This window comes from Pseudomonas sp. 2VD (assembly GCF_005503585.1).
In the GTDB taxonomy this organism is placed as follows: Bacteria; Pseudomonadota; Gammaproteobacteria; order Pseudomonadales; family Pseudomonadaceae; genus Pseudomonas; species Pseudomonas aeruginosa.
Genome location: NZ_SCND01000019.1, coordinates 1 through 20,156, shown reverse-complemented (window position 1 = coordinate 20,156; position 20,156 = coordinate 1). Strand labels below are relative to the sequence as shown.

30 protein-coding genes and 1 tRNA gene are annotated in these 20,156 nt (G+C 64.4%); 10 read left to right on the top strand and 21 right to left on the bottom strand.

Annotated elements, in window-relative coordinates:
- Positions 1-46: 46 nt before the first annotated feature.
- The 10 genes from FFS27_RS03900 to FFS27_RS03850 form a co-directional block, all read right to left on the bottom strand.
- Positions 47-123 (bottom strand) — tRNA-Pro (locus tag FFS27_RS03900).
- 89 nt (positions 124-212) lie between these two features.
- Positions 213-569, bottom strand: coding sequence for a MerR family transcriptional regulator (locus FFS27_RS03895; RefSeq protein WP_003090655.1), 357 nt, complete (start codon positions 567-569; stop codon positions 213-215).
- On the bottom strand, positions 550-852 hold the full coding sequence (ihfA, locus tag FFS27_RS03890; RefSeq protein ID WP_003090661.1) for an integration host factor subunit alpha: 303 nt from the start codon (positions 850-852) through the stop codon (positions 550-552). The genes FFS27_RS03895 and ihfA overlap by 20 nt, the downstream gene beginning before the upstream one ends.
- A 3-nt stretch (positions 853-855) precedes the next feature.
- Complete coding sequence (gene pheT, locus FFS27_RS03885; RefSeq protein WP_021264932.1) at positions 856-3,234, bottom strand: phenylalanine--tRNA ligase subunit beta; 2,379 nt, start codon at positions 3,232-3,234, stop codon at positions 856-858.
- 34 nt (positions 3,235-3,268) lie between these two features.
- Positions 3,269-4,285 (bottom strand): phenylalanine--tRNA ligase subunit alpha, encoded by a 1,017-nt coding sequence (gene pheS / locus FFS27_RS03880; RefSeq protein WP_021264933.1) that lies wholly within the window; start codon positions 4,283-4,285, stop codon positions 3,269-3,271.
- Positions 4,286-4,382: 97 nt separating this feature from the next.
- Positions 4,383-4,739, bottom strand: a complete 357-nt coding sequence (rplT, locus tag FFS27_RS03875) for a 50S ribosomal protein L20 (protein WP_003099086.1) — start codon at positions 4,737-4,739, stop codon at positions 4,383-4,385.
- A 23-nt stretch (positions 4,740-4,762) separates the two neighbouring features.
- Positions 4,763-4,957: a 50S ribosomal protein L35 gene (gene rpmI / locus FFS27_RS03870; RefSeq protein WP_003090673.1), complete on the bottom strand. Its 195-nt coding sequence runs from the start codon at positions 4,955-4,957 to the stop codon at positions 4,763-4,765.
- Between the two features lie 61 nt (positions 4,958-5,018).
- Positions 5,019-5,570: a translation initiation factor IF-3 gene (gene infC / locus FFS27_RS03865; protein WP_003119938.1), complete on the bottom strand. Its 552-nt coding sequence runs from the start codon at positions 5,568-5,570 to the stop codon at positions 5,019-5,021.
- Positions 5,570-7,492 (bottom strand): threonine--tRNA ligase, encoded by a 1,923-nt coding sequence (gene thrS / locus FFS27_RS03860; protein ID WP_003090677.1) that lies wholly within the window; start codon positions 7,490-7,492, stop codon positions 5,570-5,572. The genes infC and thrS overlap by 1 nt, the downstream gene beginning before the upstream one ends.
- 249 nt (positions 7,493-7,741) lie before the next feature.
- Positions 7,742-8,605 carry an alpha/beta fold hydrolase gene (locus tag FFS27_RS03850; protein ID WP_016253319.1) on the bottom strand — a complete coding sequence of 288 codons (864 nt, stop codon included), beginning with the start codon at positions 8,603-8,605 and terminating at the stop codon, positions 7,742-7,744.
- Between the two features lie 191 nt (positions 8,606-8,796).
- On the opposite strand from FFS27_RS03850, the gene FFS27_RS03845 reads away from it, so the two are divergent.
- Together FFS27_RS03845 and FFS27_RS03840 are read left to right on the top strand one after the other, a co-directional pair.
- Positions 8,797-9,123 carry a hypothetical protein gene (locus FFS27_RS03845; protein WP_003090681.1) on the top strand — a complete coding sequence of 109 codons (327 nt, stop codon included), beginning with the start codon at positions 8,797-8,799 and terminating at the stop codon, positions 9,121-9,123.
- An 84-nt stretch (positions 9,124-9,207) separates the two neighbouring features.
- Entirely contained in the window at positions 9,208-9,384 is a 177-nt protein-coding gene (locus FFS27_RS03840; RefSeq protein WP_003099098.1) for a hypothetical protein, read from the top strand.
- 325 nt (positions 9,385-9,709) lie between these two features.
- On the opposite strand, the gene FFS27_RS03835 is transcribed toward FFS27_RS03840, so the two are convergent.
- The 4 genes from FFS27_RS03835 to FFS27_RS03820 form a co-directional block, all read right to left on the bottom strand.
- Positions 9,710-9,997 carry a DUF3509 domain-containing protein gene (locus tag FFS27_RS03835; protein ID WP_003090684.1) on the bottom strand — a complete coding sequence of 96 codons (288 nt, stop codon included), beginning with the start codon at positions 9,995-9,997 and terminating at the stop codon, positions 9,710-9,712.
- Between the two features lie 198 nt (positions 9,998-10,195).
- Entirely contained in the window at positions 10,196-10,429 is a 234-nt protein-coding gene (locus tag FFS27_RS03830; protein ID WP_021264934.1) for a hypothetical protein, read from the bottom strand.
- A 53-nt stretch (positions 10,430-10,482) separates the two neighbouring features.
- Positions 10,483-11,265, bottom strand: a complete 783-nt coding sequence (gene map / locus FFS27_RS03825) for a type I methionyl aminopeptidase (protein WP_003108868.1) — start codon at positions 11,263-11,265, stop codon at positions 10,483-10,485.
- Entirely contained in the window at positions 11,262-11,483 is a 222-nt protein-coding gene (locus FFS27_RS03820; RefSeq protein ID WP_003090688.1) for a ParD-like family protein, read from the bottom strand. Before FFS27_RS03820 ends, map begins: the two co-directional genes overlap by 4 nt.
- Positions 11,484-11,640: 157 nt before the next feature.
- On the opposite strand from FFS27_RS03820, the gene FFS27_RS03815 reads away from it, so the two are divergent.
- Positions 11,641-12,354 (top strand): endonuclease, encoded by a 714-nt coding sequence (locus FFS27_RS03815; RefSeq protein WP_021264935.1) that lies wholly within the window; start codon positions 11,641-11,643, stop codon positions 12,352-12,354.
- A gap of 18 nt (positions 12,355-12,372) precedes the next feature.
- Positions 12,373-12,891 (top strand): thermonuclease family protein, encoded by a 519-nt coding sequence (locus tag FFS27_RS03810; protein WP_009313948.1) that lies wholly within the window; start codon positions 12,373-12,375, stop codon positions 12,889-12,891.
- Here the strand turns inward: FFS27_RS03810 and FFS27_RS03805 are convergent.
- A complete protein-coding gene (locus tag FFS27_RS03805) occupies positions 12,866-13,096 on the bottom strand; it encodes a hypothetical protein (RefSeq protein ID WP_003090795.1) in 231 nt (76 codons plus the stop codon). The genes FFS27_RS03810 and FFS27_RS03805 overlap by 26 nt on opposite strands.
- A gap of 65 nt (positions 13,097-13,161) precedes the next feature.
- Entirely contained in the window at positions 13,162-13,395 is a 234-nt protein-coding gene (locus FFS27_RS03800; RefSeq protein WP_003090796.1) for a DUF3509 domain-containing protein, read from the bottom strand.
- A 222-nt stretch (positions 13,396-13,617) separates the two neighbouring features.
- Between FFS27_RS03800 and FFS27_RS03795 the strand changes: the two genes are divergently transcribed.
- Complete coding sequence (locus tag FFS27_RS03795; protein ID WP_003108873.1) at positions 13,618-14,517, top strand: YihY/virulence factor BrkB family protein; 900 nt, start codon at positions 13,618-13,620, stop codon at positions 14,515-14,517.
- Here the strand turns inward: FFS27_RS03795 and FFS27_RS03790 are convergent.
- Positions 14,507-14,824 carry a hypothetical protein gene (locus FFS27_RS03790; RefSeq protein WP_003108875.1) on the bottom strand — a complete coding sequence of 106 codons (318 nt, stop codon included), beginning with the start codon at positions 14,822-14,824 and terminating at the stop codon, positions 14,507-14,509. The genes FFS27_RS03795 and FFS27_RS03790 overlap by 11 nt on opposite strands.
- A gap of 155 nt (positions 14,825-14,979) precedes the next feature.
- Positions 14,980-15,423 carry a YqaA family protein gene (locus FFS27_RS03785; protein WP_019485078.1) on the bottom strand — a complete coding sequence of 148 codons (444 nt, stop codon included), beginning with the start codon at positions 15,421-15,423 and terminating at the stop codon, positions 14,980-14,982.
- Positions 15,424-15,557: 134 nt separating this feature from the next.
- Here FFS27_RS03785 and FFS27_RS03780 point away from each other — a divergent pair, with 134 nt between their 5' ends.
- Together FFS27_RS03780 and FFS27_RS03775 are read left to right on the top strand one after the other, a co-directional pair.
- Positions 15,558-15,932, top strand: coding sequence for a DUF5064 family protein (locus tag FFS27_RS03780; RefSeq protein ID WP_003090800.1), 375 nt, complete (start codon positions 15,558-15,560; stop codon positions 15,930-15,932).
- Positions 15,933-16,042: 110 nt separating this feature from the next.
- On the top strand, positions 16,043-16,372 hold the full coding sequence (locus FFS27_RS03775; RefSeq protein ID WP_003090802.1) for a DUF883 family protein: 330 nt from the start codon (positions 16,043-16,045) through the stop codon (positions 16,370-16,372).
- Positions 16,373-16,437: 65 nt separating this feature from the next.
- Here the strand turns inward: FFS27_RS03775 and FFS27_RS03770 are convergent, their stop codons facing one another.
- Entirely contained in the window at positions 16,438-16,635 is a 198-nt protein-coding gene (locus FFS27_RS03770; protein ID WP_003090804.1) for a hypothetical protein, read from the bottom strand.
- Between the two features lie 178 nt (positions 16,636-16,813).
- Between FFS27_RS03770 and FFS27_RS03765 the strand changes: the two genes are divergently transcribed.
- Together FFS27_RS03765 and eco are read left to right on the top strand one after the other, a co-directional pair.
- Complete coding sequence (locus tag FFS27_RS03765; protein WP_003090806.1) at positions 16,814-17,044, top strand: DUF2789 domain-containing protein; 231 nt, start codon at positions 16,814-16,816, stop codon at positions 17,042-17,044.
- A 348-nt stretch (positions 17,045-17,392) separates the two neighbouring features.
- A complete protein-coding gene (eco, locus tag FFS27_RS03760; RefSeq protein WP_021264936.1) occupies positions 17,393-17,863 on the top strand; it encodes a serine protease inhibitor ecotin in 471 nt (156 codons plus the stop codon).
- A gap of 52 nt (positions 17,864-17,915) precedes the next feature.
- Here the strand turns inward: eco and FFS27_RS03755 are convergent, their stop codons facing one another.
- A complete protein-coding gene (locus FFS27_RS03755; protein ID WP_003160516.1) occupies positions 17,916-18,302 on the bottom strand; it encodes a hypothetical protein in 387 nt (128 codons plus the stop codon).
- Between the two features lie 186 nt (positions 18,303-18,488).
- Positions 18,489-18,932, bottom strand: coding sequence for a PACE efflux transporter (locus FFS27_RS03750; RefSeq protein ID WP_003090812.1), 444 nt, complete (start codon positions 18,930-18,932; stop codon positions 18,489-18,491).
- Positions 18,933-19,034: 102 nt separating this feature from the next.
- Between FFS27_RS03750 and FFS27_RS03745 the strand changes: the two genes are divergently transcribed.
- On the top strand, positions 19,035-19,922 hold the full coding sequence (locus FFS27_RS03745) for a LysR family transcriptional regulator (RefSeq protein WP_003090813.1): 888 nt from the start codon (positions 19,035-19,037) through the stop codon (positions 19,920-19,922).
- Positions 19,923-20,156: the final 234 nt, after the last annotated feature.

Sequence of the window (20,156 nt, the reverse complement as noted above, 5' to 3'; positions counted from 1 at the left end):
AAAAAGGCCAGCTCATCTCTGAACTGACCTAAGTCGTGGAGTTATTTGGTCGGGACGGAGTGATTCGAACACTCGACCCCTTGCACCCCATGCAAGTGCGCTACCAGGCTGCGCTACGCCCCGACTGTACTTCCAAGCTCAGTGACTGCGCTTCCGAAGTGAGCCGCACTATATACTAAGCTTCTGATAAGTGGAAGTTTTTTTTGCTTCCGTCACTTCTTCAGGACCAGCAGGACTTCTTCCAGCTCGGCGATCATCTGGCGGATGAGCTGCTTGTACTGGGTGACGTCGTCCTTGGCCTCGTCGCCGGAGAGGCGCTGGCGCGCCCCGCCGATGGTGAAGCCCTGGTCGTAGAGGAGCGCGCGGATCTGGCGGATCATCAGCACGTCCTGGCGCTGATAATAGCGGCGGTTTCCGCGGCGCTTCACCGGGTTGAGCTGCGGGAACTCCTGCTCCCAGTAGCGCAGCACGTGGGGCTTGACCGCGCACAAGTCGCTGACTTCGCCGATGGTGAAGTAGCGCTTGCCGGGAATCGGTGGCAGCTCGTCGTTATGACTTGGTTCCAGCATATGCCTCAACCCTGGCCTTCAGTTTCTGCCCTGGACGAAAGGTGACAACGCGGCGGGCCGTGATCGGGATTTCTTCACCGGTCTTCGGGTTGCGTCCGGGGCGCTGGCGCTTGTCGCGCAGGTCGAAGTTGCCGAAACCGGACAGCTTGACCTGCTCGTTGTGCTCCAGTGCCTGGCGGATCTCTTCGAAGAACAGCTCCACCAACTCCTTGGCTTCCCGTTTGTTCAGGCCCAGCTCTTCGTACAGACGTTCCGCAATTTCAGCTTTCGTCAGAGCCCCCATACGCTATTTCCTTAACGTGGCATTGAACCTTTCTTCCAACGACGTGACGATGTTCTGCGTCGTGCTATTGACTTCATCGTCATTAAGAGTGCGCGATGGATGCTGCCAGGTCAAGCCGACGGCAAGGCTTTTTCTATGCGGATCAATGCCTTTACCGTGATACACATCAAACAGCCTGAGGTCCGTCAGCCATTCGCCGGCCGCCGCACGGATTTGTGTCAGGATGTCTTGTGCCGGCACGTCCTGGTCCACCAGCAGCGCCAGGTCGCGACGCACTTCGGGGAAGCGCGACAGCTCGCGGAACTTCGGCAGGTGACCGTCGACCACTTCGGCCAACAGCAGCTCGAAGAGGAACACCGGCTGCTCGAGGTCGAGTTTCTTCGCCAGTTCCGGATGCAGCGCGCCCAGGTAGCCGACCAGCCGCCCTTCCCGCTCGATGCGCGCGGTCTGCCCCGGGTGCAGCGCCGGGTGCTCGCCGGGCACGAAGCTGAAGTCGCCGAGGGCACCGGCACTGGCCAGCACTGCCTCGACATCGGCCTTGGCGTCGAAGAAGTCCACGCCGTCACGGCCGTTGGCCCAGCCTTCCGGCAGGCGCTTGCCGCAGATGGCGCCGGCGAGCATGGCTTCCTGCTTCAGGCCTTCCAGTTGACCGACGAAGCGCAGGCCGCTTTCGAACAGGCGGACCCGCGACTGCTGGCGGTTGAGGTTGTGCTGCAGCGCCTTGACCAGGCCCGGCCAGAGGCTGGAACGCATCGCCGCCATGTCGGCGGAGATCGGGTTGGCCAGGGTCAGCGGCTGGGTGCCCGGATCGAACAGTTCGAACAGGGCCGGATCGATGAAGCTGAAGGTGATCGCTTCCTGGTAGCCGCGGGCGACCAGCAGGCGCCGCAGCAACGGCAGCGCGGCGCGCGCTTCCGGCTTGTTGTTCGGCGCCAGGCGCGCCTGCGGGTAGCGCACCGGCAGGCGGTTGTAGCCGTAGAGACGGGCCAGCTCCTCGATCAGGTCGACTTCCAGGGAAATGTCGAAGCGATGGCTCGGTACGCCGACCGACCACTGCCCTTCCCCGTCGGCTACCACCGTCAGCTCCAGGGCTTGCAGCAGGCGCACGATCTCGGCGGCGTCCAGCGGCATGCCGAGCATCTGGGTCACGCGCTCGGCGCGCAGGGTGATCGGCGCGACCTTCGGCAGGTGCGCTTCGCTGGCCTGCTCGACGATCGGCCCCGGTTCACCGCCGACGATGTCGAGGATCAGGCGCGTCGCGCGCTCCATGGCCTTGCGCGCCAACTGGCTGTCGACGCCGCGCTCGAAGCGATGCGAGGAGTCGGTGTGCAGGCCATAGGAGCGGGCCTTGCCGGCCAGGGCGATGGTGTCGAAGAACGCGGCTTCGAGGAACAGGTCGCGAGTGCTGTCGCTGACGCCGCTGTGCTCGCCGCCCATCACCCCGGCGATGGCCAGAGCGCGCTGGTGGTCGGCGATCACCAGGGTGTCGGCGCGCAGGGTGATTTCCTGGCCGTCGAGCAGGACCAGCTTCTCGCCGTCCTCGGCCATGCGCACGCGCACGCCGCCGTTGATCTCGGCAAGGTCGAAGGCATGCATCGGCTGGCCCAGTTCGATCATCACGTAGTTGGTGACGTCGACCACCGGATCGATACTGCGAATGTCGGAACGGCGCAGGCGCTCGACCATCCACAACGGGGTCGGCCGGCTCAGGTCGACGTTGCGGATCACCCGGCCGAGGTAGCGCGGGCAGGCGGCCGGCGCGGCGAGTTCGACCGGACGGGTCTCGTCGTGCTGCGCGGCGACCGCGTCCACCGCCACCGGCGCCAGCGGTACGTCGTAGATGGCGCTGACTTCGCGGGCCAGGCCGGCGAGCGACAGGCAGTCACCGCGGTTCGGGGTCAGGCCGACCTCGATGGTGTAGTCGTCCAGCTCCAGATAGGTGCGGACGTCCTGGCCGACCGGCGCGTCGGCCGGCAGCTCGAGCAGACCGGCGTTCTCTTCGCTGATCTGCAATTCCTTGGCCGAGCAGAGCATGCCGAAGGACTCGACGCCGCGCAGCTTGGCTTTCTTGATCTTGAAGTCGCCCGGCAGTTCGGCGCCGATCATGGCGAAGGGAATCTTCAGGCCCGCGCGTACGTTGGGCGCACCGCAGACGACCTGGAAGGTCTCGCTGCCGTTGCTGACCTGGCAGACCCGCAGCTTGTCGGCGTCCGGATGCTGTTCGGTCGAGAGCACCTCGCCGACCACCACGCCGCTGAAGGCGCCGGCGACCGGCAGGTCGGCGTCGACCTCGAGGCCGACCATGGACAGGCGAGCGACCAGCTCGTCATGGGAAACCTGCGGATTTGCCCAGCTCCGCAGCCACTTTTCACTGAATTTCATCCTGTTCTCCTAAGGAATCCGGTTGCGTTCTGGCCTAGCGGAATTGTCCGAGGAAGCGCAGATCGTTATCGAAGAACAGACGCAGGTCGTTCACCCCGTAGCGCAGCATGGCCAGGCGCTCGGCGCCCATGCCGAAGGCGAAGCCCTGGAATTTCTCGGGATCGATGTCGGACATGCGCAGCACGTTCGGGTGCACCATGCCGCAACCCATGACTTCCAGCCAGCCGGTCTGCTTGCACACGCGGCAGCCGTTGCCGCTGCAGATCACGCACTGGATGTCCACTTCGGCCGAGGGCTCGGTGAAGGGGAAGAAGGACGGACGGAAGCGCACTTCGAGCTGCTTCTCGAAGAAGGCGCGGAGGAATTCCTCGATGGTGCCCTTGAGGTCGGCGAAGCTGACGCCCTCGTCCACCAGCAGGCCTTCCACCTGGTGGAACATCGGCGAGTGGGTCAGGTCGGAGTCGCAGCGGTAGACGCGCCCCGGGCAGACAATGCGGATCGGTGGCTGCTGGGACTCCATGGTCCGCACCTGCACCGGTGAGGTGTGGGTACGCAGCAGCATGTTCGCATTGAAATAGAAAGTGTCGTGCATGGCACGCGCCGGGTGGTGGCCCGGAATGTTGAGCGCTTCGAAGTTGTGGTAGTCGTCTTCGACTTCCGGGCCTTCGGCGACTTCGTAGCCGATGCGGCTGAAGCACTGCTCGATGCGCTCCAGCGTGCGGGTGACCGGATGCAGGCCGCCGCTCAGCTGGCCACGGCCAGGCAGGGTGACATCGATGCGCTCCGCGGCCAGCCGGGCGGCCAGCGCGGCCCCTTCCAGCTCGGTCTTACGCGCGTTCAGCGCATCCTGGACCTTTTCCTTGGCCACGTTGATCAGCGCGCCGACCTTCGGCCGCTCTTCGGCCGGCAGGTCGCCCAGGGTCTTCATCACCTGGGTCAGTTCGCCTTTCTTGCCGAGGTAGTGAACCCGGATCTGCTCCAGGGCATTGACGTCTTCGGTGTGTCGCACAGCCTCCAATGCTTGAGAGACCAGCGCATCCAGGTTTTCCATGTATGGACTCCAGATACAAAATAGGGGAAGAGCGGTAAGGCTCTTCCCCTATCGGTGACGTTACGTCCGGACCGAAGTCCGGTGATTGTCGTAGGGCTTAAGCCAAGCTTGCCTTCGCTTTCTCGACAATCGCGGTAAACGCCGCTTTTTCGTTCACTGCCAGATCGGCCAGGACCTTACGGTCGATCTCGATGGCCGCCTTTTTCAGGCCGGCGATCAGGCGGCTGTAGGACAGACCGTTCTGACGAGCACCAGCGTTGATACGGGCGATCCACAGTGCGCGGAACTGACGCTTGCGCTGACGACGGTCACGGTAGGCGTATTGGCCAGCCTTGATCACCGCCTGCTTGGCAACGCGGAACACGCGCGAGCGTGCACCGTAGTAGCCCTTGGCGAGCTTCAGAATTTTCTTGTGACGACGACGGGCGATAACGCCACGCTTAACACGAGCCATGAATTAATCCTCTACCTTAATAATCAGCGCAGACGCAGGGAGCGTTCTACGCGCGCAACGTCAGACTTGTTCAGCATCGAGGTGCCGCGCAGTTGACGCTTACGCTTGGTGGTCATCTTGGTCAGGATGTGGCTCTTGAAGGCGTGCTTGTGCTTGAGGCCACCAGCAGTCTTCTTGAAGCGCTTGGCCGCGCCACTTTTGGTCTTCATCTTTGGCATGTTCGGATACTCCGCATTGAGTGATTACGCATAACCGCAAGGCCTGCCAGTGCCCTGGTGGTTACTTTTTCTTCTTGGGAGCGATGACCATCATCAGCTGGCGTCCTTCCAGCTTAGGATGCTGCTCGACGGTGCCGTACTCCACGAGGTCGGCTTCGACCCGCTTCAACAGCTCCATCCCCAGCTCCTGGTGAGCCATCTCACGGCCGCGGAATCGCAGGGATACCTTGGCCTTGTCCCCTTCACTAAGGAAACGTACCAGGTTGCGTAGTTTTACCTGGTAATCCCCTTCTTCCGTCCCTGGACGAAACTTGATTTCTTTGACCTGCGCCTGCTTCTGGTTCTTCTTGGCGACCGCAGCCTGCTTCTTCTTCTCGAACAGGTGCTTGCCGTAGTCCATGATGCGGCAGACAGGAGGCACCGCGTCGGCCGAAATCTCAACCAGGTCCAGCTTCGCCTCTTCGGCTAGGCGGATCGCCTCATCGATCGAAACAACACCAACCTGCTGGCCATCAGCTCCAATCAACCGTACCTCACGAGCCGAGATGTTCTCGTTGATCGGGGGTTTCGGTTGAGCTCGCTTATCCTGTCTCATTTCACGCTTAATAATGATTACTCCGAGTCTTGGCGACCACGCCGGGAAACCGCCTGTGCCAACAGCTCAGCGAACTGGGTGACGGGCATGGAGCCCAGGTCTTCCCCTTCGCGCGTACGCACCGCGACGGCCTTCGATTCAACTTCCCGATCTCCAATAACCAAGAGATAGGGAACCTTGAGCAAAGTATGCTCGCGGATTTTAAAGCCGATCTTCTCGTTTCTCAAGTCGGACTTGGCACGGAATCCGCTTTCCCCGAGGATCCGCACCACCTCGGCGGCGAAATCGGCCTGCTTGTCGGTGATATTCATCACCACCGCCTGGGTCGGCGCCAGCCAGGCCGGGAAGGCTCCGGCGTAGTGCTCGATGAGCATGCCGATGAAGCGCTCGAAGGACCCGAGGATCGCACGGTGCAGCATCACCGGGCGCTTACGGTTGTTGTCCTCGGCGATGTAGCTGGCGTCCAGGCGCTCCGGCAGGTTCGGGTCGTACTGCAGGGTGCCGCACTGCCAGTTACGGCCGAGGCAGTCCTTCAGGGTGAACTCGATCTTTGGCCCATAGAACGCGCCCTCGCCCGGCTGGTATTCCCAGGCCAGGCCGGATTCGTTCAGCGCATCGGCCAGCGCGCCTTCGGCGCGATCCCACAGCTCGTCGGAACCGACGCGCTTGGCCGGACGGGTCGACAGCTTCATGGCGATGTCGGTGAAACCGAAGTCGCGGTAGACCTGCAGGGTCAGCTTGATGAAATCGGCCGCTTCCTTCTTCACCTGCTCTTCGGTGCAGAAGATATGCGCGTCGTCCTGGGTGAAGCCGCGTACGCGCATGATCCCGTGCAGCGCGCCGGACGGCTCGTTGCGGTGGCAGGCGCCGAACTCGGCGAGGCGCAGCGGCAGGTCGCGGTAGGACTTCAGGCCCTGGTTGAAGATCTGCACGTGGCACGGGCAGTTCATCGGCTTGACCGCGTAGTCGCGGCTTTCCGAGGAGGTGGTGAACATGTTCTCGGCGTAGTTCGACCAGTGGCCCGAACGCTCCCAGAGGATGCGGTCGACCACCTGCGGGGTACGCACTTCGACATAGCCATGGTCGCGCTGGACCTTGCGCATGTACTGCTCGAGCACCTGGTAGACGCTCCAGCCGTTCGGGTGCCAGAACACCATGCCCGGCGCCTCTTCCTGCAGGTGGAACAGGTCGAGCTGCTTGCCGATGCGGCGATGGTCGCGCTTCTCGGCCTCTTCGATGCGCTGGATGTAGGCCGCCAGTTGCTTCTTGTCGGCCCAGGCGGTGCCGTAGATACGTTGCAGTTGCTCGTTCTTCGAGTCGCCGCGCCAGTAGGCGCCGGAAATCTTGGTCAGTTGGAACGCCTTGAGGAAGCGGGTGTTCGGCACGTGCGGGCCGCGGCACATGTCCACGTACTCCTCATGGAAGTACAGGCCCATGGCCTTCTCGTCCGGCATGTCGTCGATCAGGCGCAGCTTGTAGTCTTCGCCACGGGACTTGAACAGCTCGATGACCTCGGCGCGCGGGGTCATCTTCTTGATCACGTCGTAGTCCTTGTCGATCAGCTCACGCATGCGCTGCTGGATCGCCGCCATGTCCTCGGGGGTGAAGGGGCGCTCGAAGAAGATGTCGTAATAGAAGCCTTCCTCGATCACCGGGCCGATGACCATCTTCGCGGTCGGATAGAGCTGCTTGACCGCATGGCCGACCAGGTGGGCGCAGGAGTGGCGGATGATCTCCAGTCCTTCCTCGTCCTTGGGCGTGATGATCTGCAGGGTCGCGTCGCGATCGATGGTGTCGCAGGCGTCGACCAGGCGGCCGTCGACCTTGCCGGCGAGGGTCGCCTTGGCCAGGCCCGCGCCGATGGATTGGGCCACCTCGGCCACGGAGACCGGGTGATCGAAGGAACGTTGACTGCCGTCGGGAAGAGTAATGATGGGCATGGCGCCTCCTCTCCTAGTGGTGACCCCTACCAAAGGCCACGTGGGTTGGGATGTGCCAGTAAGCGTCGCCCGCCGGGCCGGCCTGCCTCACAGTGGCAGGCGCCTTGCGGCACCCCTGCGCCGAAGCGCGCGGACGGAGATCACTGGGAATGGATACTGACGAAAAACGCCGGAGCTGATCCGGCGCGAAGCGCCCATGGTAAAGCATCCGCGGCGAGCTGACGAGCGGTCAGTTCACCCGGCCTCGCTTCAGGACGTTTCCGCCTCCGGCGCAACGCCATCGACGCGCGCCAGGAACTCCAGTACCGACCGGTTGAAAGCCGCCGGACGGGTGGCATTGAGGCCATGGGACGCGCCCTGGATGCGTTGCAGCTCGGCGCGCGGCAGGGCCGCCGCCAGCGCCTCGGCGGTGGCCGGGAATGGCAGCGGGCTGCGTTCGCCATTGAGAATCAGGCTCGGCAGGTCGATCGAGCGCAGTTCCGACAGCGCCAGCGCCGGCGGCTGGTCGGCCACCTGCCCGACCAGGGTCATGGCGTTGTCCAGGGTCATTCGGCGGAACGTCGCCGACGAGCGTTTCCATACCCCGGCGCCGCTCACCGTATCGACGAACAGTTCCAGTCCCCGTTCCGCCTCGCCGCCACGGATCAATTCGAGCGCCTGGCGCCGGAACTGGTTGCGTTCCAATGGCTCCTCGGGCGCAGGCAGGCCGGCGTGGGCGTAGACCTCGGCGGCATAGTCGCCGCCGGGATCGGCCAGGCTCAGCGAACGCAGGGCGTCCGGAGCGGCCAGCGCCAGGCGCAACGCCAGGTTGCCGCCACGGGAATGGCCGAGCAGGTGTACCGGCTCGCCGAGCCGCTCGACCAGCGCCAGCAGGTCGGCGACGTGGCGGGCGCTGGTGAAGTCCGCGCCCTGCCCGTCCCAGCGCTCGGGGTAGTAGTGACGCAGGCTCGGCACGATCAGCCGGTGGCGCTCGCCGAGGCTGCGCAACTGCCACTGCCAGTAGCGGTAGTCGCAGAGCGAACCGTGGACCAGTAGCACCGGCGTGCCCTCACCCAGGTCCTGATAGACCAGTTGATACCCATCCACCTCGAACGAGGCGAGTTCGCCACTCATGCACGCAACCCTTTCGGTTTCTTTTTCGACTCAGCGCGACGAACGGTGAGCGGGCCCGCAGCCCGATGCACGGCATCGCCTGGAAAAGATGGATGTTAGCGGCCTGAGGTCACGCCCCGTAATGACAAATAGGTCTAGGGCCGTCTCGCCCGCTGGGCTAGGCTGGAAGTTCCCCTGCGGAGGTGACGCCGATGAATACGCCGATCTTCTACGAGCTATTCCGCAACCACCCGCTGCATGCCCCGTCCGCCCGGACCCTGGCGAGCATGCTGGCCCTCGGCCTGGCGCTGGCCGGGGTATGGGCCCTGCTGCTGGGCTGGGGCATCGGCCTGGGCATCGACAACTTCGCCATGTACTTCGGCTGGACCGCCCTGCTCATGACCATCCTCCTGGTCGCGCTGTTCCTCGGCGCCACGCTGTTGCGCATGGAGGCCATCTGGCTGGCTTTCCTGCTCGCCCTGCCCCTGCTGACCAGCCTGACCGGCTGCCTGGCCCTGGTCGGCGCCGGCCCCGAGTGACCGCGTTTCAGACCATGGTCGAAGACCGATTGCAGTAATTCCCCTTCCCGCAGGGTCTATCCTTGGGTAAGAGGAGGACGAACCATGACTCCCGAATCCTTCGTCACATTGCTGATCGTCGCCTGGCTGGGCCTCGCCGGCGTCACCCTGTGGGCCTTCCTGCGCGTGCCGCGTCGGCGCGCACGCCTGCAACGCAAGGCACGGCAAGCCGAAAACCGGCATCCCGCGCGACCGCCACAGCCTCTTCCACAACGCAGCTGAAGCCGCCACGCCGACCGGTCACGGCAGGAAGGCGTGCTGGGAAACCCCCAGCAACAGATAGGCCGCCAGCACGGTGAACGCGAGAAAACCCACGACGTAACGCAGCATCCCGACTCCTGTCAGTCATTTCATCCCTGATGCTGACCCGAACGACCTTGCATCGTTCTGCGCCAGCCTGCCGAAGCGCCGAACGGGCAGACCAGCCCTGGCCTTCCCTTCCGACACGAGCGGGGCCGGTCGATCCTCGCCCAGCCCCCTCGAAGCTTCACTCTAGCACTCTCGCCCGCCCTGCCGGAGGTCTCCGCCAGGATTCCGGACGAACCGTTCAGCCCGCCATGTAGCTCGGCAGGCCGCGCTCCTGCAGACGACGCAGGGTGCCGACCACATCCACCGGCAGGCTCCCCGCCTCCAGGGCCAGGTCGCGGCGCACGGCGTTGATGAACCAGTACATGCGCTTCTCGTCGGCCAACTGAGCGGCGGACACCACGCGACGGGTCACGATCTCTTCGCCGTTGCGCAGGGTCAGCAGGGCGCCGCCGTCCGGACGCATCTGGGTGGATACGGCAAAGGTGGCCTGGAAGGCATCGAACAGCATCTTGATGGACTTTTCCATGATCGTTTATCCCCTCTTGCATGAAAACCGACCGCGAACTTCAGCGCAGCCGCAACACGGGGAAAGGTGGCAGCTTTCATGCCAGCCACATGGAAAATTAAAACCATTTAAAATCAATAGCTTACAAAAGCACCCAGCAAAGCGGCCCGTGCAAACTGCAAGATCGTGCGAAATGCATCATGCGATTTGCCAGCAGGCTCAGTCGGAAAACAGCGGCCGGCCCCGCGCATCGAAGCCGCGCACCCGGTTCAGCGCCGCTTCCGCCAGCGACAGCGCGGCCGCCGGACTCTCGCACGGCGGCTGGCCCGGCAGCACCAGCCATTCGGTGCGTCCGTCGTCGATGCTGGTTATCTCGATCTCGGCCAGATAGCCGCTGTCCTCGCGCAACCAGGTAGCGCGCAGTTCGAACTCGCCAAAACGCCTGCCGGACACCCGCCAGCCTCCCTTCGGAAAAGTCGTCGCAGTGTAACCAGGCCGGGCGTCGATCAGCCAGCCAGGTCGGCCAGCGCCTCGCGCTCCTCGTCGCGCAGGGTCAGGACCCGGCAACCCCGCTCGGTGACCAGCACGGTGTGCTCGTACTGGGCCGACAGGCGGCGGTCGCGGGTGGTCACGGTCCAGCCGTCCTTGTGCAGCTTCACCGCGTGGCCGCCCTGGTTGATCATCGGTTCGATGGTGAAGGTCATCCCGGCCTTCAGCCGCGCACCCGCGCCAGCGCGACCGAAGTGCAGGACCTGCGGCGCCTCGTGCATCTTGCGGCCGATGCCATGCCCGCAGTATTCGCGGACCACCGAATAACCGTTGGCTTCGGCGTGACTCTGGATGGCATGCCCGATATCGCCGAGGGTGGCGTCCGGGCGCACCACGCGGATCGCCCGGTACAGGCATTCGCGGGTGACGTCGAGCAGCTTCTGCGCCTTGCGGTCGATGGCGCCGACCCGGTACATCTTGCTGCTGTCACCGAAATAGCCGTCCTTGATCACCGTGACGTCGACGTTGACGATATCGCCGTCGCGGAGGATCTGCTGCGCCGACGGCCAGCCATGGCAGACCACCTCGTTGACCGAGGTGTTCACCGTGAACGGATAGCCGTACTGCCCCTTGCTGCCGGGAATCGCCGCGAGGGTGTCGACGATGTAGCGCTCGCAGAAGCGGTCGATCTCTGCCGTGCTGATGCCTGGCCGCACCACCTCGTCGAGGGCTTCGAGGACTTTCGCGGTGAGCGCGCCGGCCACGCTCATGCGCTGGATTTCCTCCGCGCTCTTGATCATCCCGAGATCCTCGCCGCGTCCTGCTCGCGGCGGTCGCTTTCGCGCGCTTCGTCCATCAATTGGCGTAGCACCTGCGCATAGGTCAGGCCGGGATTGGCTTCGATCAGCATGCCGATGCGCATCCAGTGCTCGGCCTGGGCATTGATCGAGCGCGACATGGCCTTGCAGGCGATGCGCGCCTCTTCGTGCAATTGCTCGGAAATCTTCACCAGGCCCACACTACACCTCGACTACAAAACATATACGGAACGCATACTAACCATCGCATGGACGCGGCGCAAACGGGAAGGTCCGCCCCTCGCCTGGCCATGGACTGGCCACGATTGGCATCTCCTGCAAAATCAGTAACATGCGGATTTTTTTGGAAGTTGCCGCATGCTTTCCCGTTTGTTTGTAGGCCTTTTCGCCCTCCTCCTCGCCAGCGCCGGCCAGGCCAACGCCCCGCGCACGTTCTCCGAAGCGAAGAAAATCGGCTGGAAGCTCTACGCCCGGCAATCCGTGGAGTTCTACTGCGGCTGTCGCTACTCGGGAAATCGTGTCGACCTCACCAGTTGCGGCTACAAGCCGAGGAAGAACGCCAACCGCGCGCGGCGCATCGAGTGGGAACACATCGTTCCGGCCTGGGTGATCGGTCACCAGCGGCGCTGCTGGCAGAACGGCGGGCGGAGCAACTGCGCGAGGCACGACAGCACCTACCAGCGCGCCGAGGCCGACCTGCACAACCTGGTGCCGAGCATCGGCGAGGTCAACGGCGACCGCAGCAACTTCGGCTTCGGCTGGCTGCCGCAGAAACCCCAGCAATACGGCGCCTGCCCGATGGTGGTGGACTTCAAGGCGCGCAAGGCGATGCCACGCCCGCAGATCCGCGGGATGATCGCCCGCACCTACTTCTACATGAGCGACCGTTACGGCCTGCGCCTGTCGAAGCAGGATCGCCAGCTCTACAACGCCTGGCACAAGCAGTACCCGCCACAGACCTGGGAGCGCCAGCGCAACCACATGGTCGGTTGCGTGATGGGCTGGGGCAATCCCTATGTCGGCCCGGTGGACCTGGCGACCTGCAGCAACCTATCCTCGCGTCGACGCTGACCTCCGCCGGAGTAGCCCATGATCTTCCGCACCCTCGCCCTGCTGCCGCTCTGCGCCACCCTGGCGTTCGCCGCCGACGCCGGGGAGCGCCGCTTCGACTGCACGGTGGTGGCGATACACGACGACGCCAGCCTGGGCTGCCGCCTGCCCGGCGCGAACAAGGCGCTGCGCATCCAACTCGACGCCGTCGAGCTACCGGCCGCCGAGCCCTGGCGTCGGCGCGCCCGGGAAGCCCTGGAAGACATGCTGCTCGGCAAATCGGCGACCATCCGCGAGCAAGGCCGCGACGCGCGCTTCCGCATCCTCGGAGCGGCCTGGGTGACCCCGGCCGACTGCCCCACCTGCGGACATACCCTGGATGCCGGGCTGGCCCTGCTGACCATTGGCCTGGCCAGTTGGCGCGACGCGCCGGACAGCGGCCAGACGGCCGAGGCGCGCGGCCAGTACCGGTTCGCCGAGGAAGAAGCGCGGGCGCGCAAGGCTGGCCAGTGGGGACCGCGCGACGCCGCTCCTACAGATGGATCTCCGCGAACTTGATGCCCAGCCCGCGCAGCTCCTTGACCGCGTCGTCGAGCCGGCGGAACGACATCACCTCGTCGCTCTCGTCGACCAGGAAATAGCTGCGCCCGCCGTCCTTCTTGAAGAACACGATCCATTCCCTGGCCAGGGTGGGATTGGCGATGATGTGGGTCGCCGAGATCTTCCCTGCCGCCTGCCTGTCCCGAACCTTCTCGCGCTTCATTGCCTTCCCGTCAGCTGTGTGGAAAGGCGGAATTATCGCATCATCGGTTCCCGCGGCGAAAAAACTCAGCGTGCCGCCATCGCCATTTCCATGCCCGGCACGGCCAGTTCCCGGCGGATGCTGCGGATCAGCCATTCGGTCTCCGGCGGCGCGCTGAGCTGCGGCGAGGGTATGGTGCGAGCCACGTAGCGGCCGTCGGCGGCCTGCAACTGCAACAACAGCGCGCCGTCGTGGCGGCTCTTGCTGGACAACTGGAACTCGGGAAAGGCAGCGGCGATTTTCTTCAGGTCGACAGACATGGTGCGCTCCATTTCTGAGAAGTTGGACGGAGGCCCGCCGCGCGGCGGGCAGGCGCAGTCTGGCTAACGGATGCGACCGAATGATGACGCCGGCGACGAACCAATTCGCCCGCCGTGGCGTCCCAGAAAGGACGCGACGAATTTCACCCAACGGAAAATGCCTGGCGGCAAGCGGCCATCGGTGGTCGATCGTCATCGGCACGCACACAGCAAGGAGATGGAATGTTCCGTACGGCTTATCGGGAAATAGGCCTGTTCGGCCTGGTCAAGCGCACAGTGAACGAGTTCCTCGAGGACGACATGCCGACCTACGCCTCGGCCCTCGCCTATCAGATGCTGTTCTCGCTGTTTCCGTTCCTGCTGGTGCTGATCACCCTCGTAGGCTACCTGCACCTACCGGAGTTCTTCGCCTGGCTGCGCGAGCAGGCGGCGTTGCTGCTGCCGCCCGAGGCGATGGATCAGGTCAACCCGGTGATCGACCAGTTGCAGCAGCAGAAAGGCGGCCTGCTGTCGATCGGTATCGCGGTGGCGCTGTGGACCTCCTCGGCGGGCATCCGCTCGATGATGATCGCGCTCAACGCCGCCTACGACGTGAAGGAGAGCCGCCCGGTATGGAAGCGCTTCTCCCTGTCGATCCTCTACACCCTCGGCATCGCCCTGTTGTTGCTGGTGGCGGCCGGCCTGATGGTCACCGGGCCGCAGGTAATCGCCTGGATCGCCAGCCTGGTCGGCCTGGAACAGTACCTGGTGACGCTCTGGACCTGGCTGCGCTGGCCTCTTGCGGTGTTCCTGCTGATGCTCGCGGTGGCGCTGTTCTACTACCTGGTGCCGGATGTCGAGCAGCGTTTCCGCTTCATCACTCCCGGCTCGGTGCTCTCGGTGATCGCCTGGATCGCCGCGTCCCTCGCCTACGGCTTCTACGTGAAGAACTTCGCCAACTACAACGCCATGTACGGCAGCATCGGGGCGATCATCATCCTCCTGCTGTACTTCTACCTGTCGGCGGCAGTGGTGCTGTTCGGCGCCGAGCTGAACGCGGTGATCGAGCACCATTCGGAAGACGGCAAGGATCCTGGCGAGCGCGAACTTCCGGACAACGACGACCCCGAACTCAAGGCTTGAGCAGGGCGTCGGCCTCGCTGACGCTGGCCTTGCCGGTGGCGCGCCGGTACAGACACAGCTCGCGGCCCTGGCGGCCCTGCATGTGCGGCTGCGGATAGCGGCCCTGCAGGAGCAGCGCCGAATAGCCCACCTCATCGTCGAAGGGCAGTACCTGCCCCACCGCGCGTACCTGGCGCAAGCCGCTGGCTTTCAGGCAGGCGGCACGCACCATGGCGTCGTGCGCCTGCCACGCCTCGGCCGTGGAAGCCCAGGCCGGCGCCGAACCGAGCAGCAGGCAGACCAGCGATCCCGCAACCACCCTCGACATTGCGCACCTCGCATCGCCGGAAACAGGCAGGAAAAGAGAAGCCCCCGGGACCACAGCGGCAACTAAAGGCCCCGGGGGCGATGAGGCGGCAGTTACACCTCGCAGCAATGGACATTGCCCCGCGAAAAATAGTTCTACGCTCGCCGACGAAGCGCTCAGCCGGCCCAGCCCAGCACCAGCGCAGCCAGGACGAGGTAGCGGAGCGTCTTGGCCAGGCCGACGATCAGCAGGAAACTCCAGCAGGGCTCACGCATGATGCCGGCCACCAGCGTCAGCGGATCGCCGATGACCGGCACCCAACTGAGCAGCAGGGTCCAGCGGCCGTAGCGGCGATAGTGTCGCTGCGCCCTGAGCAACTGCGCCTCGCCCACGGGAAACCAGCGGCGACCGCGGAAATGCTCGAGGTAGCGACCCAGCCACCAGTTGACCCAGGAACCCAGTACATTGCCGACGATGGCCAACGCCAGCAGCCACGCGACCGACTGGCCGCCGCGCAGCAGCAAGGCGGCCAGCACGGTTTCCGACTGCAACGGCAGCAGGGTCGCCGAACCGAACGCCGAGAGGAACAGCCCGGCGTACGCGGCCCAGTCAGTCAACACCGAACGCTCCCAGCGCCATTCGCATCCCCACTCCAATCCGAAAAAAACTGACCTGGGACAGCCGTCCCGAGGCCGGCGAAGCATACCCTGGCAGGCAAGGGCATTTCCCCGGTTATCCGAAAAGGAGGCAGGCCATGTTCATTCCCGGCCATCTGCATCTCGCCTCGGCCAGCGAAGTCGACCGCCAGGCATTCGATATCCACCTGCGCTACCGGGTCCTGGAGGCCGAGGCCCGCCCGGTGGCCGTACACTTCGACATGGAGGGCCGGATCGACGGCCAGCCTTTCAGCGAAAGCTTCGAACTGCCACGCGACGCCGCCGTGCATTTCGCCAGCCGTGCCAGTCGCCTGGCCCGGCGCCACGGCCTGCGCTTGCGGCAGGGACCGATCGTGCGCCAGCGCCGCGAGTACGACGCTATGTTCGACGACCTGCGCCGACGCCTGAAACTCAAGAGCGGCGAAGCGATCGACCTCGACCGCTACCTGCGCGGCGAGGCCGGGGCATCCTGAAACGGCTCTCCCGCATGCTACGGAAGCCCCCGACGCAGGCCATGCCGTGCAACTTTCAGCGAAGCGGGCGACTCCATACCTAGGTAACCATCCTCGTCAAGGAGACCGACATGACTCTGAAAACCCGCTCCGCTCGCGCCAAGCAGGCTATCCAGGACCAGGCCATGGCCGAACTGCAGGACCTGATCGCCGAGGTGGACCAGTTGATGAGCGGCACCGGCAGCCTGGCCGGCAAGGAGGGCGCGAACCTGCGTGAACAGATCAATTCCGTGCTGCATCGTGGTCGCGACGCCATCGAGCGCACCCGCCGCGGCGTGGTGCAACGCAGCCAGGCGGCCGCCGAAGCGACCGAGGAATACGTCGAGGACCACCCCTGGCAGACCATCGCCGTCTCGGCCGGCGCCGGCTTCCTCCTCGGCTTGCTGGTGGGCCGCCGCTAGGGCGTTTCCGCAGGCAACAGAAAGCCCGCGCTCGGCGGGCTTTTCGGCAAGGCAAGGGCCTTGGCTCAGGCGGAGATCGCCGCCTCCAGCGGCCAACTCAGTTCCCAGGTTCCCTTCAAGGCTTCCGCCTCGTCACGGCTGGTGAAGGGGCCGGCCCACATGGCGCCGTCCACCATCAGGATCCAACAGGCCAGCAATCCCTTGCTGCGCAGCGATTCGGGAACGGACGTCCCCACCAGCACGGCGACTTCGATTCTGGACATAGGCTGACTCCGGTTATCATTAGCTTGCTAATAATAAGCGCCCGCCCCTTCGCCATGAAGCGCGCCGCGCACAACAGTCTTTTTCATCTGCGACAAAATTACCCACCCCCGGCTCCCACGGCGGCCCTGCCGTCCCGCCGGCTATAGTGGAAAAACAGCGAGTCCAGGAGGAACCGTCATGGACACCAGCCCGCACACCTTTTCCAACCTGTTCCGCCAGTTGGGGCTCCCCGCTGGGCGGGACGACATCGTCGCCTTTCTCGCCCGGCACCACCTCGAGGAGGGCACGGCGCTGCCCGATGCGCCATTCTGGAACCCTGCCCAGGCCAGCTTCCTGCGCGAGGCCCTGGCCGAGGACTCCGACTGGGCCGAACAGGTCGATGAACTGGCCTTGCAACTGACCCGCTGAAAAAAACGCAAACTGATGCGCTGACGGCTCTATCGTGCGGAACTTGCTATGAGTTGGCGGGGAATTTCAAGTCACCGGCATCGATAGCCACTATCAGCCCAAAGCATTTTTCCCCAGCGGAGCGGCGTGAGATCGTAGCGGCGTCGGGAGAACCCCAAGTCCCCGACGCTCCTTTGAAGACCATCGCCCTCCCCCCGCAGATGGTCTTTTTTTTGCCCGCGATTCGGCCGTGCCCCGACCGGCTGGCCCAGGACATGGAACATTCCGTTACGTCCCCCACTGAACTTTTCACCCGTGCCTCGGTGTCTTACCCTGCTCGCGTTACCACGTAAGGAGAACCTCAAGGACATGAAAGCACTACTGACCGCCGCCGGCGTTGCCGCTCTTTCCAGCACCGCCATGGCCGCCAAACTGGATGAAAAGGTTCCCTACCCGAAGGCAGATGCCGGCTTCACCCGCCAGGTCATCCACCTGCCGAAACAGGACGCGGAAGACGCATTCAAGGTCGAGATCATCGCCGGCAAGACCCTCGAGGCCGACTGCAACCAGCAGCGCCTGGGCGGCGAACTGGAAGAACACACCCTGGAAGGCTGGGGCTACTCCTACTACCGCCTGGACAAGGTCAGCGGGCCGATGAGCACGATGATGGCCTGCCCCGGCCAGAAGAAGGAGCAGCGCTTCATCCCGGTGGTCGGCGAAGGCTTCCTGCTGCGCTACAACAGCAAGCTGCCGATCGTGGTCTATGCGCCGAAGGACGTGGAGGTCCGCTATCGGATCTGGTCGGCGTCCGAAAAGGTCGAGAAAGCGGTCAGCGAATAAACGCCGCGCATGAAAAAGCCGCCCACGGGCGGCTTTTTTCGTTGCGCCGGCTTCAGCCCGGCACCAGGCCGATGTTCAAGCCGGAGTCCACGGTGATCCGGTAATGCGTGGTCTGCCCGTTCTGCACATGCACCACCTGCTTGGGCGCCTCGCCGCGGCAGATCCCATCGCCCTGCACGGATACCACCCGCAGCCCCGCCGGAAGACGGAAACGCGCGCTCTCGCCGGCCTGGATCTCGGCGGCCAGGCGGCTATCGATGATCAAGCGGGTATTGCAGACGCTGCCGAGGAACTCGCGGTCCCGGGAAACCACCAGGAAGGCGTCGCCGTCGTCACGGAACTGGTAGTTGTACAAACGCTCCTTCGGTACCTGGTCCGTCTCGTCGAGCGAGGGCGTCGATGTCGAACAACCCGCCAGCAAGACGGCCCCCAGTAGCATCCCCAAAATCCGCATAGTGACCCCAATCCGTTCATCGAAATGCCGCACCCCATCCTCGCCGGGGCAGACCTTCATGGCTTGCGGTCGTACTTCCTCCCTGAACCGGCACCACAGCGCACGTCCGTCTAAGGTAGGCGATTTGCCCCGGCCAAGGCGAGCGCGAATGGCGCTGAAGAAAAAAAATCCTCAGACGGAGGCCGCCTCGCCGGCCGGCAACGCGGAAGTCGGGAGGCCGAACAGGCGATCGAAGGCCCAGTTGAAGAGGAAGGTGTAGCACGGGATCAGGACGATCAGCGCCAGGTCCAGCCAGAACGCCTCCAGCAGGGAAATCCCCATCCACCAGGCGATCAGCGGGATCAGGTAGACCACCAGGGTCAGCTGGAAGCCGATGGCGTGCGCCACCCGCCGCGCAATGCTGCGTCCGCGCACGGCCTGGCGCCGCTCCCAGAACTCGAACAGGCAGTTGTAGATGAAGTTCCAGGTCACCGCGACGGTGGTGATCACCACCGCCAGGGGGCCGGTGGTAGTGGGCGTGGAACCGGCGAGCAGGGCCAGCCCCAGGGTCGAGATACTCATCCCGATCAATTCGTAGGCGGTCACGTAGACCAGTTTGCGCTTGATGCCTTGCACGTGGACCTCTCGGGCGTGATAGCGGAAAGGCGGGCAAGGTTGGATCAATTTTCTTGACAGAAAAAGTCAGCAGCTTTCAGATCTGCTGATAGGAGAATTGCCATGAACTTTTCCAGCGATACCATCGAGCTGTTCCTCGCCGTCCTCGACCGCGGCTCCTTTTCCGGCGCCGCCCGTGCCTTGGGTCGAGTGCCTTCGGCGGTGAGCATGGGCATCGCCAACCTGGAGGCGGAGCTGGGTTTCGCCCTTTTCGAGCGAACCCACCGCGAAGCCCGTCCTACGGCGCTGGCCAGGGCCCTGGCACCGCAAGCGCGGATGATCGCCGAGCAGCTCGCCCAGTTGCAGGTGCATGCGCTGGAACTCTCCCAGGGATTGGAAAGCCGCCTGTCGCTCGGCGTGGTTGCGGACATCGACAGCGGGCGGCTGTTCGGCGCCCTCCGCACCCTTTCCGAGCGCTACCCGCTGCTCGATGTCGAGGTGCTCAGCGCGGCGCAGGACGATGCCCTCGCCCTGCTCCATGGCGGCCGCATCAGCCTGTGCTTCGGATTCGCCGGCATCAGCGTGAACCCGCAGGAGCGCTTCCAGTATGTCGGCGCGGAATCGCTGGTCGCGACCATCTCGCCGCACCATCCCGCGCTGCAGAAGCCGGGGCAGGCGCTGTACCTGGAAGAGCTGGTGAACGTGCGGCAGATCCTGGTGGCCAGTTGCGACCTGCCGTTGGCCGACACCCGTCCGCTGATTGCCGGCGCCTGCTGGCGCACCGACAGCCTGGGCACGGCGCTGGAAATGGTCGAGGCGGGGATCGGCTGGGGCAATTTCCCGTTGTCCCGGGTCGCCCCGCTGCTGGCAACGGGAAGGCTGGTACGCCTGGACTTCAGGAATACCAAGAACGAGCTGAAACTGCCTGTCCACGCTATCTGGCTGAAAAACCAGCCATTGCGCAAGGCCGCCCAGGAACTGGTTGGCATGCTGGCCACCCGTCCCGATTGAAGCGTTATGGAATGCACTTCACAGAAAAAACGAGACCCGTCACGCGAATCGCCGCACACGCCGGCTCCCCGGCCTCCAGTACTTGATCTCGATCAAGCGCAGCGCCGGCCATAGGCAGATGATCGTTCTGCGGCCATCCTCCGTTTGCGGCCGTAGAGCTCCGGACACTTCATGCTAGGGGGGCCGGAGCTCTTCCCTCTTCCTCGCGGCTCAGGAACAGGTCCTGGCCGCATC

Bases quoted from the DNA above. Each gene is read 5' to 3' on its own strand.
- FFS27_RS03895 (WP_003090655.1), bottom strand. From the start codon at position 569: ATGCTGGAACCAAGTCATAACGACGAGCTGCCACCGATTCCCGGCAAG.
- ihfA (WP_003090661.1), bottom strand. From the start codon at position 852: ATGGGGGCTCTGACGAAAGCTGAAATTGCGGAACGTCTGTACGAAGAG.
- pheT (WP_021264932.1), bottom strand. From the start codon at position 3,234: ATGAAATTCAGTGAAAAGTGGCTGCGGAGCTGGGCAAATCCGCAGGTT.
- pheS (WP_021264933.1), bottom strand. From the start codon at position 4,285: ATGGAAAACCTGGATGCGCTGGTCTCTCAAGCATTGGAGGCTGTGCGA.
- rplT (WP_003099086.1), bottom strand. From the start codon at position 4,739: ATGGCTCGTGTTAAGCGTGGCGTTATCGCCCGTCGTCGTCACAAGAAA.
- rpmI (WP_003090673.1), bottom strand. From the start codon at position 4,957: ATGCCAAAGATGAAGACCAAAAGTGGCGCGGCCAAGCGCTTCAAGAAG.
- thrS (WP_003090677.1), bottom strand. From the start codon at position 7,492: ATGCCCATCATTACTCTTCCCGACGGCAGTCAACGTTCCTTCGATCAC.
- FFS27_RS03850 (WP_016253319.1), bottom strand. From the start codon at position 8,605: ATGAGTGGCGAACTCGCCTCGTTCGAGGTGGATGGGTATCAACTGGTC.
- FFS27_RS03845 (WP_003090681.1), top strand. From the start codon at position 8,797: ATGAATACGCCGATCTTCTACGAGCTATTCCGCAACCACCCGCTGCAT.
- FFS27_RS03840 (WP_003099098.1), top strand. From the start codon at position 9,208: ATGACTCCCGAATCCTTCGTCACATTGCTGATCGTCGCCTGGCTGGGC.
- FFS27_RS03835 (WP_003090684.1), bottom strand. From the start codon at position 9,997: ATGGAAAAGTCCATCAAGATGCTGTTCGATGCCTTCCAGGCCACCTTT.
- map (WP_003108868.1), bottom strand. From the start codon at position 11,265: ATGATCAAGAGCGCGGAGGAAATCCAGCGCATGAGCGTGGCCGGCGCG.
- FFS27_RS03815 (WP_021264935.1), top strand. From the start codon at position 11,641: ATGCTTTCCCGTTTGTTTGTAGGCCTTTTCGCCCTCCTCCTCGCCAGC.
- FFS27_RS03810 (WP_009313948.1), top strand. From the start codon at position 12,373: ATGATCTTCCGCACCCTCGCCCTGCTGCCGCTCTGCGCCACCCTGGCG.
- FFS27_RS03805 (WP_003090795.1), bottom strand. From the start codon at position 13,096: ATGAAGCGCGAGAAGGTTCGGGACAGGCAGGCGGCAGGGAAGATCTCG.
- FFS27_RS03800 (WP_003090796.1), bottom strand. From the start codon at position 13,395: ATGTCTGTCGACCTGAAGAAAATCGCCGCTGCCTTTCCCGAGTTCCAG.
- FFS27_RS03795 (WP_003108873.1), top strand. From the start codon at position 13,618: ATGTTCCGTACGGCTTATCGGGAAATAGGCCTGTTCGGCCTGGTCAAG.
- FFS27_RS03790 (WP_003108875.1), bottom strand. From the start codon at position 14,824: ATGTCGAGGGTGGTTGCGGGATCGCTGGTCTGCCTGCTGCTCGGTTCG.
- FFS27_RS03780 (WP_003090800.1), top strand. From the start codon at position 15,558: ATGTTCATTCCCGGCCATCTGCATCTCGCCTCGGCCAGCGAAGTCGAC.
- FFS27_RS03775 (WP_003090802.1), top strand. From the start codon at position 16,043: ATGACTCTGAAAACCCGCTCCGCTCGCGCCAAGCAGGCTATCCAGGAC.
- FFS27_RS03770 (WP_003090804.1), bottom strand. From the start codon at position 16,635: ATGTCCAGAATCGAAGTCGCCGTGCTGGTGGGGACGTCCGTTCCCGAA.
- FFS27_RS03765 (WP_003090806.1), top strand. From the start codon at position 16,814: ATGGACACCAGCCCGCACACCTTTTCCAACCTGTTCCGCCAGTTGGGG.
- eco (WP_021264936.1), top strand. From the start codon at position 17,393: ATGAAAGCACTACTGACCGCCGCCGGCGTTGCCGCTCTTTCCAGCACC.
- FFS27_RS03755 (WP_003160516.1), bottom strand. From the start codon at position 18,302: ATGCTACTGGGGGCCGTCTTGCTGGCGGGTTGTTCGACATCGACGCCC.
- FFS27_RS03745 (WP_003090813.1), top strand. From the start codon at position 19,035: ATGAACTTTTCCAGCGATACCATCGAGCTGTTCCTCGCCGTCCTCGAC.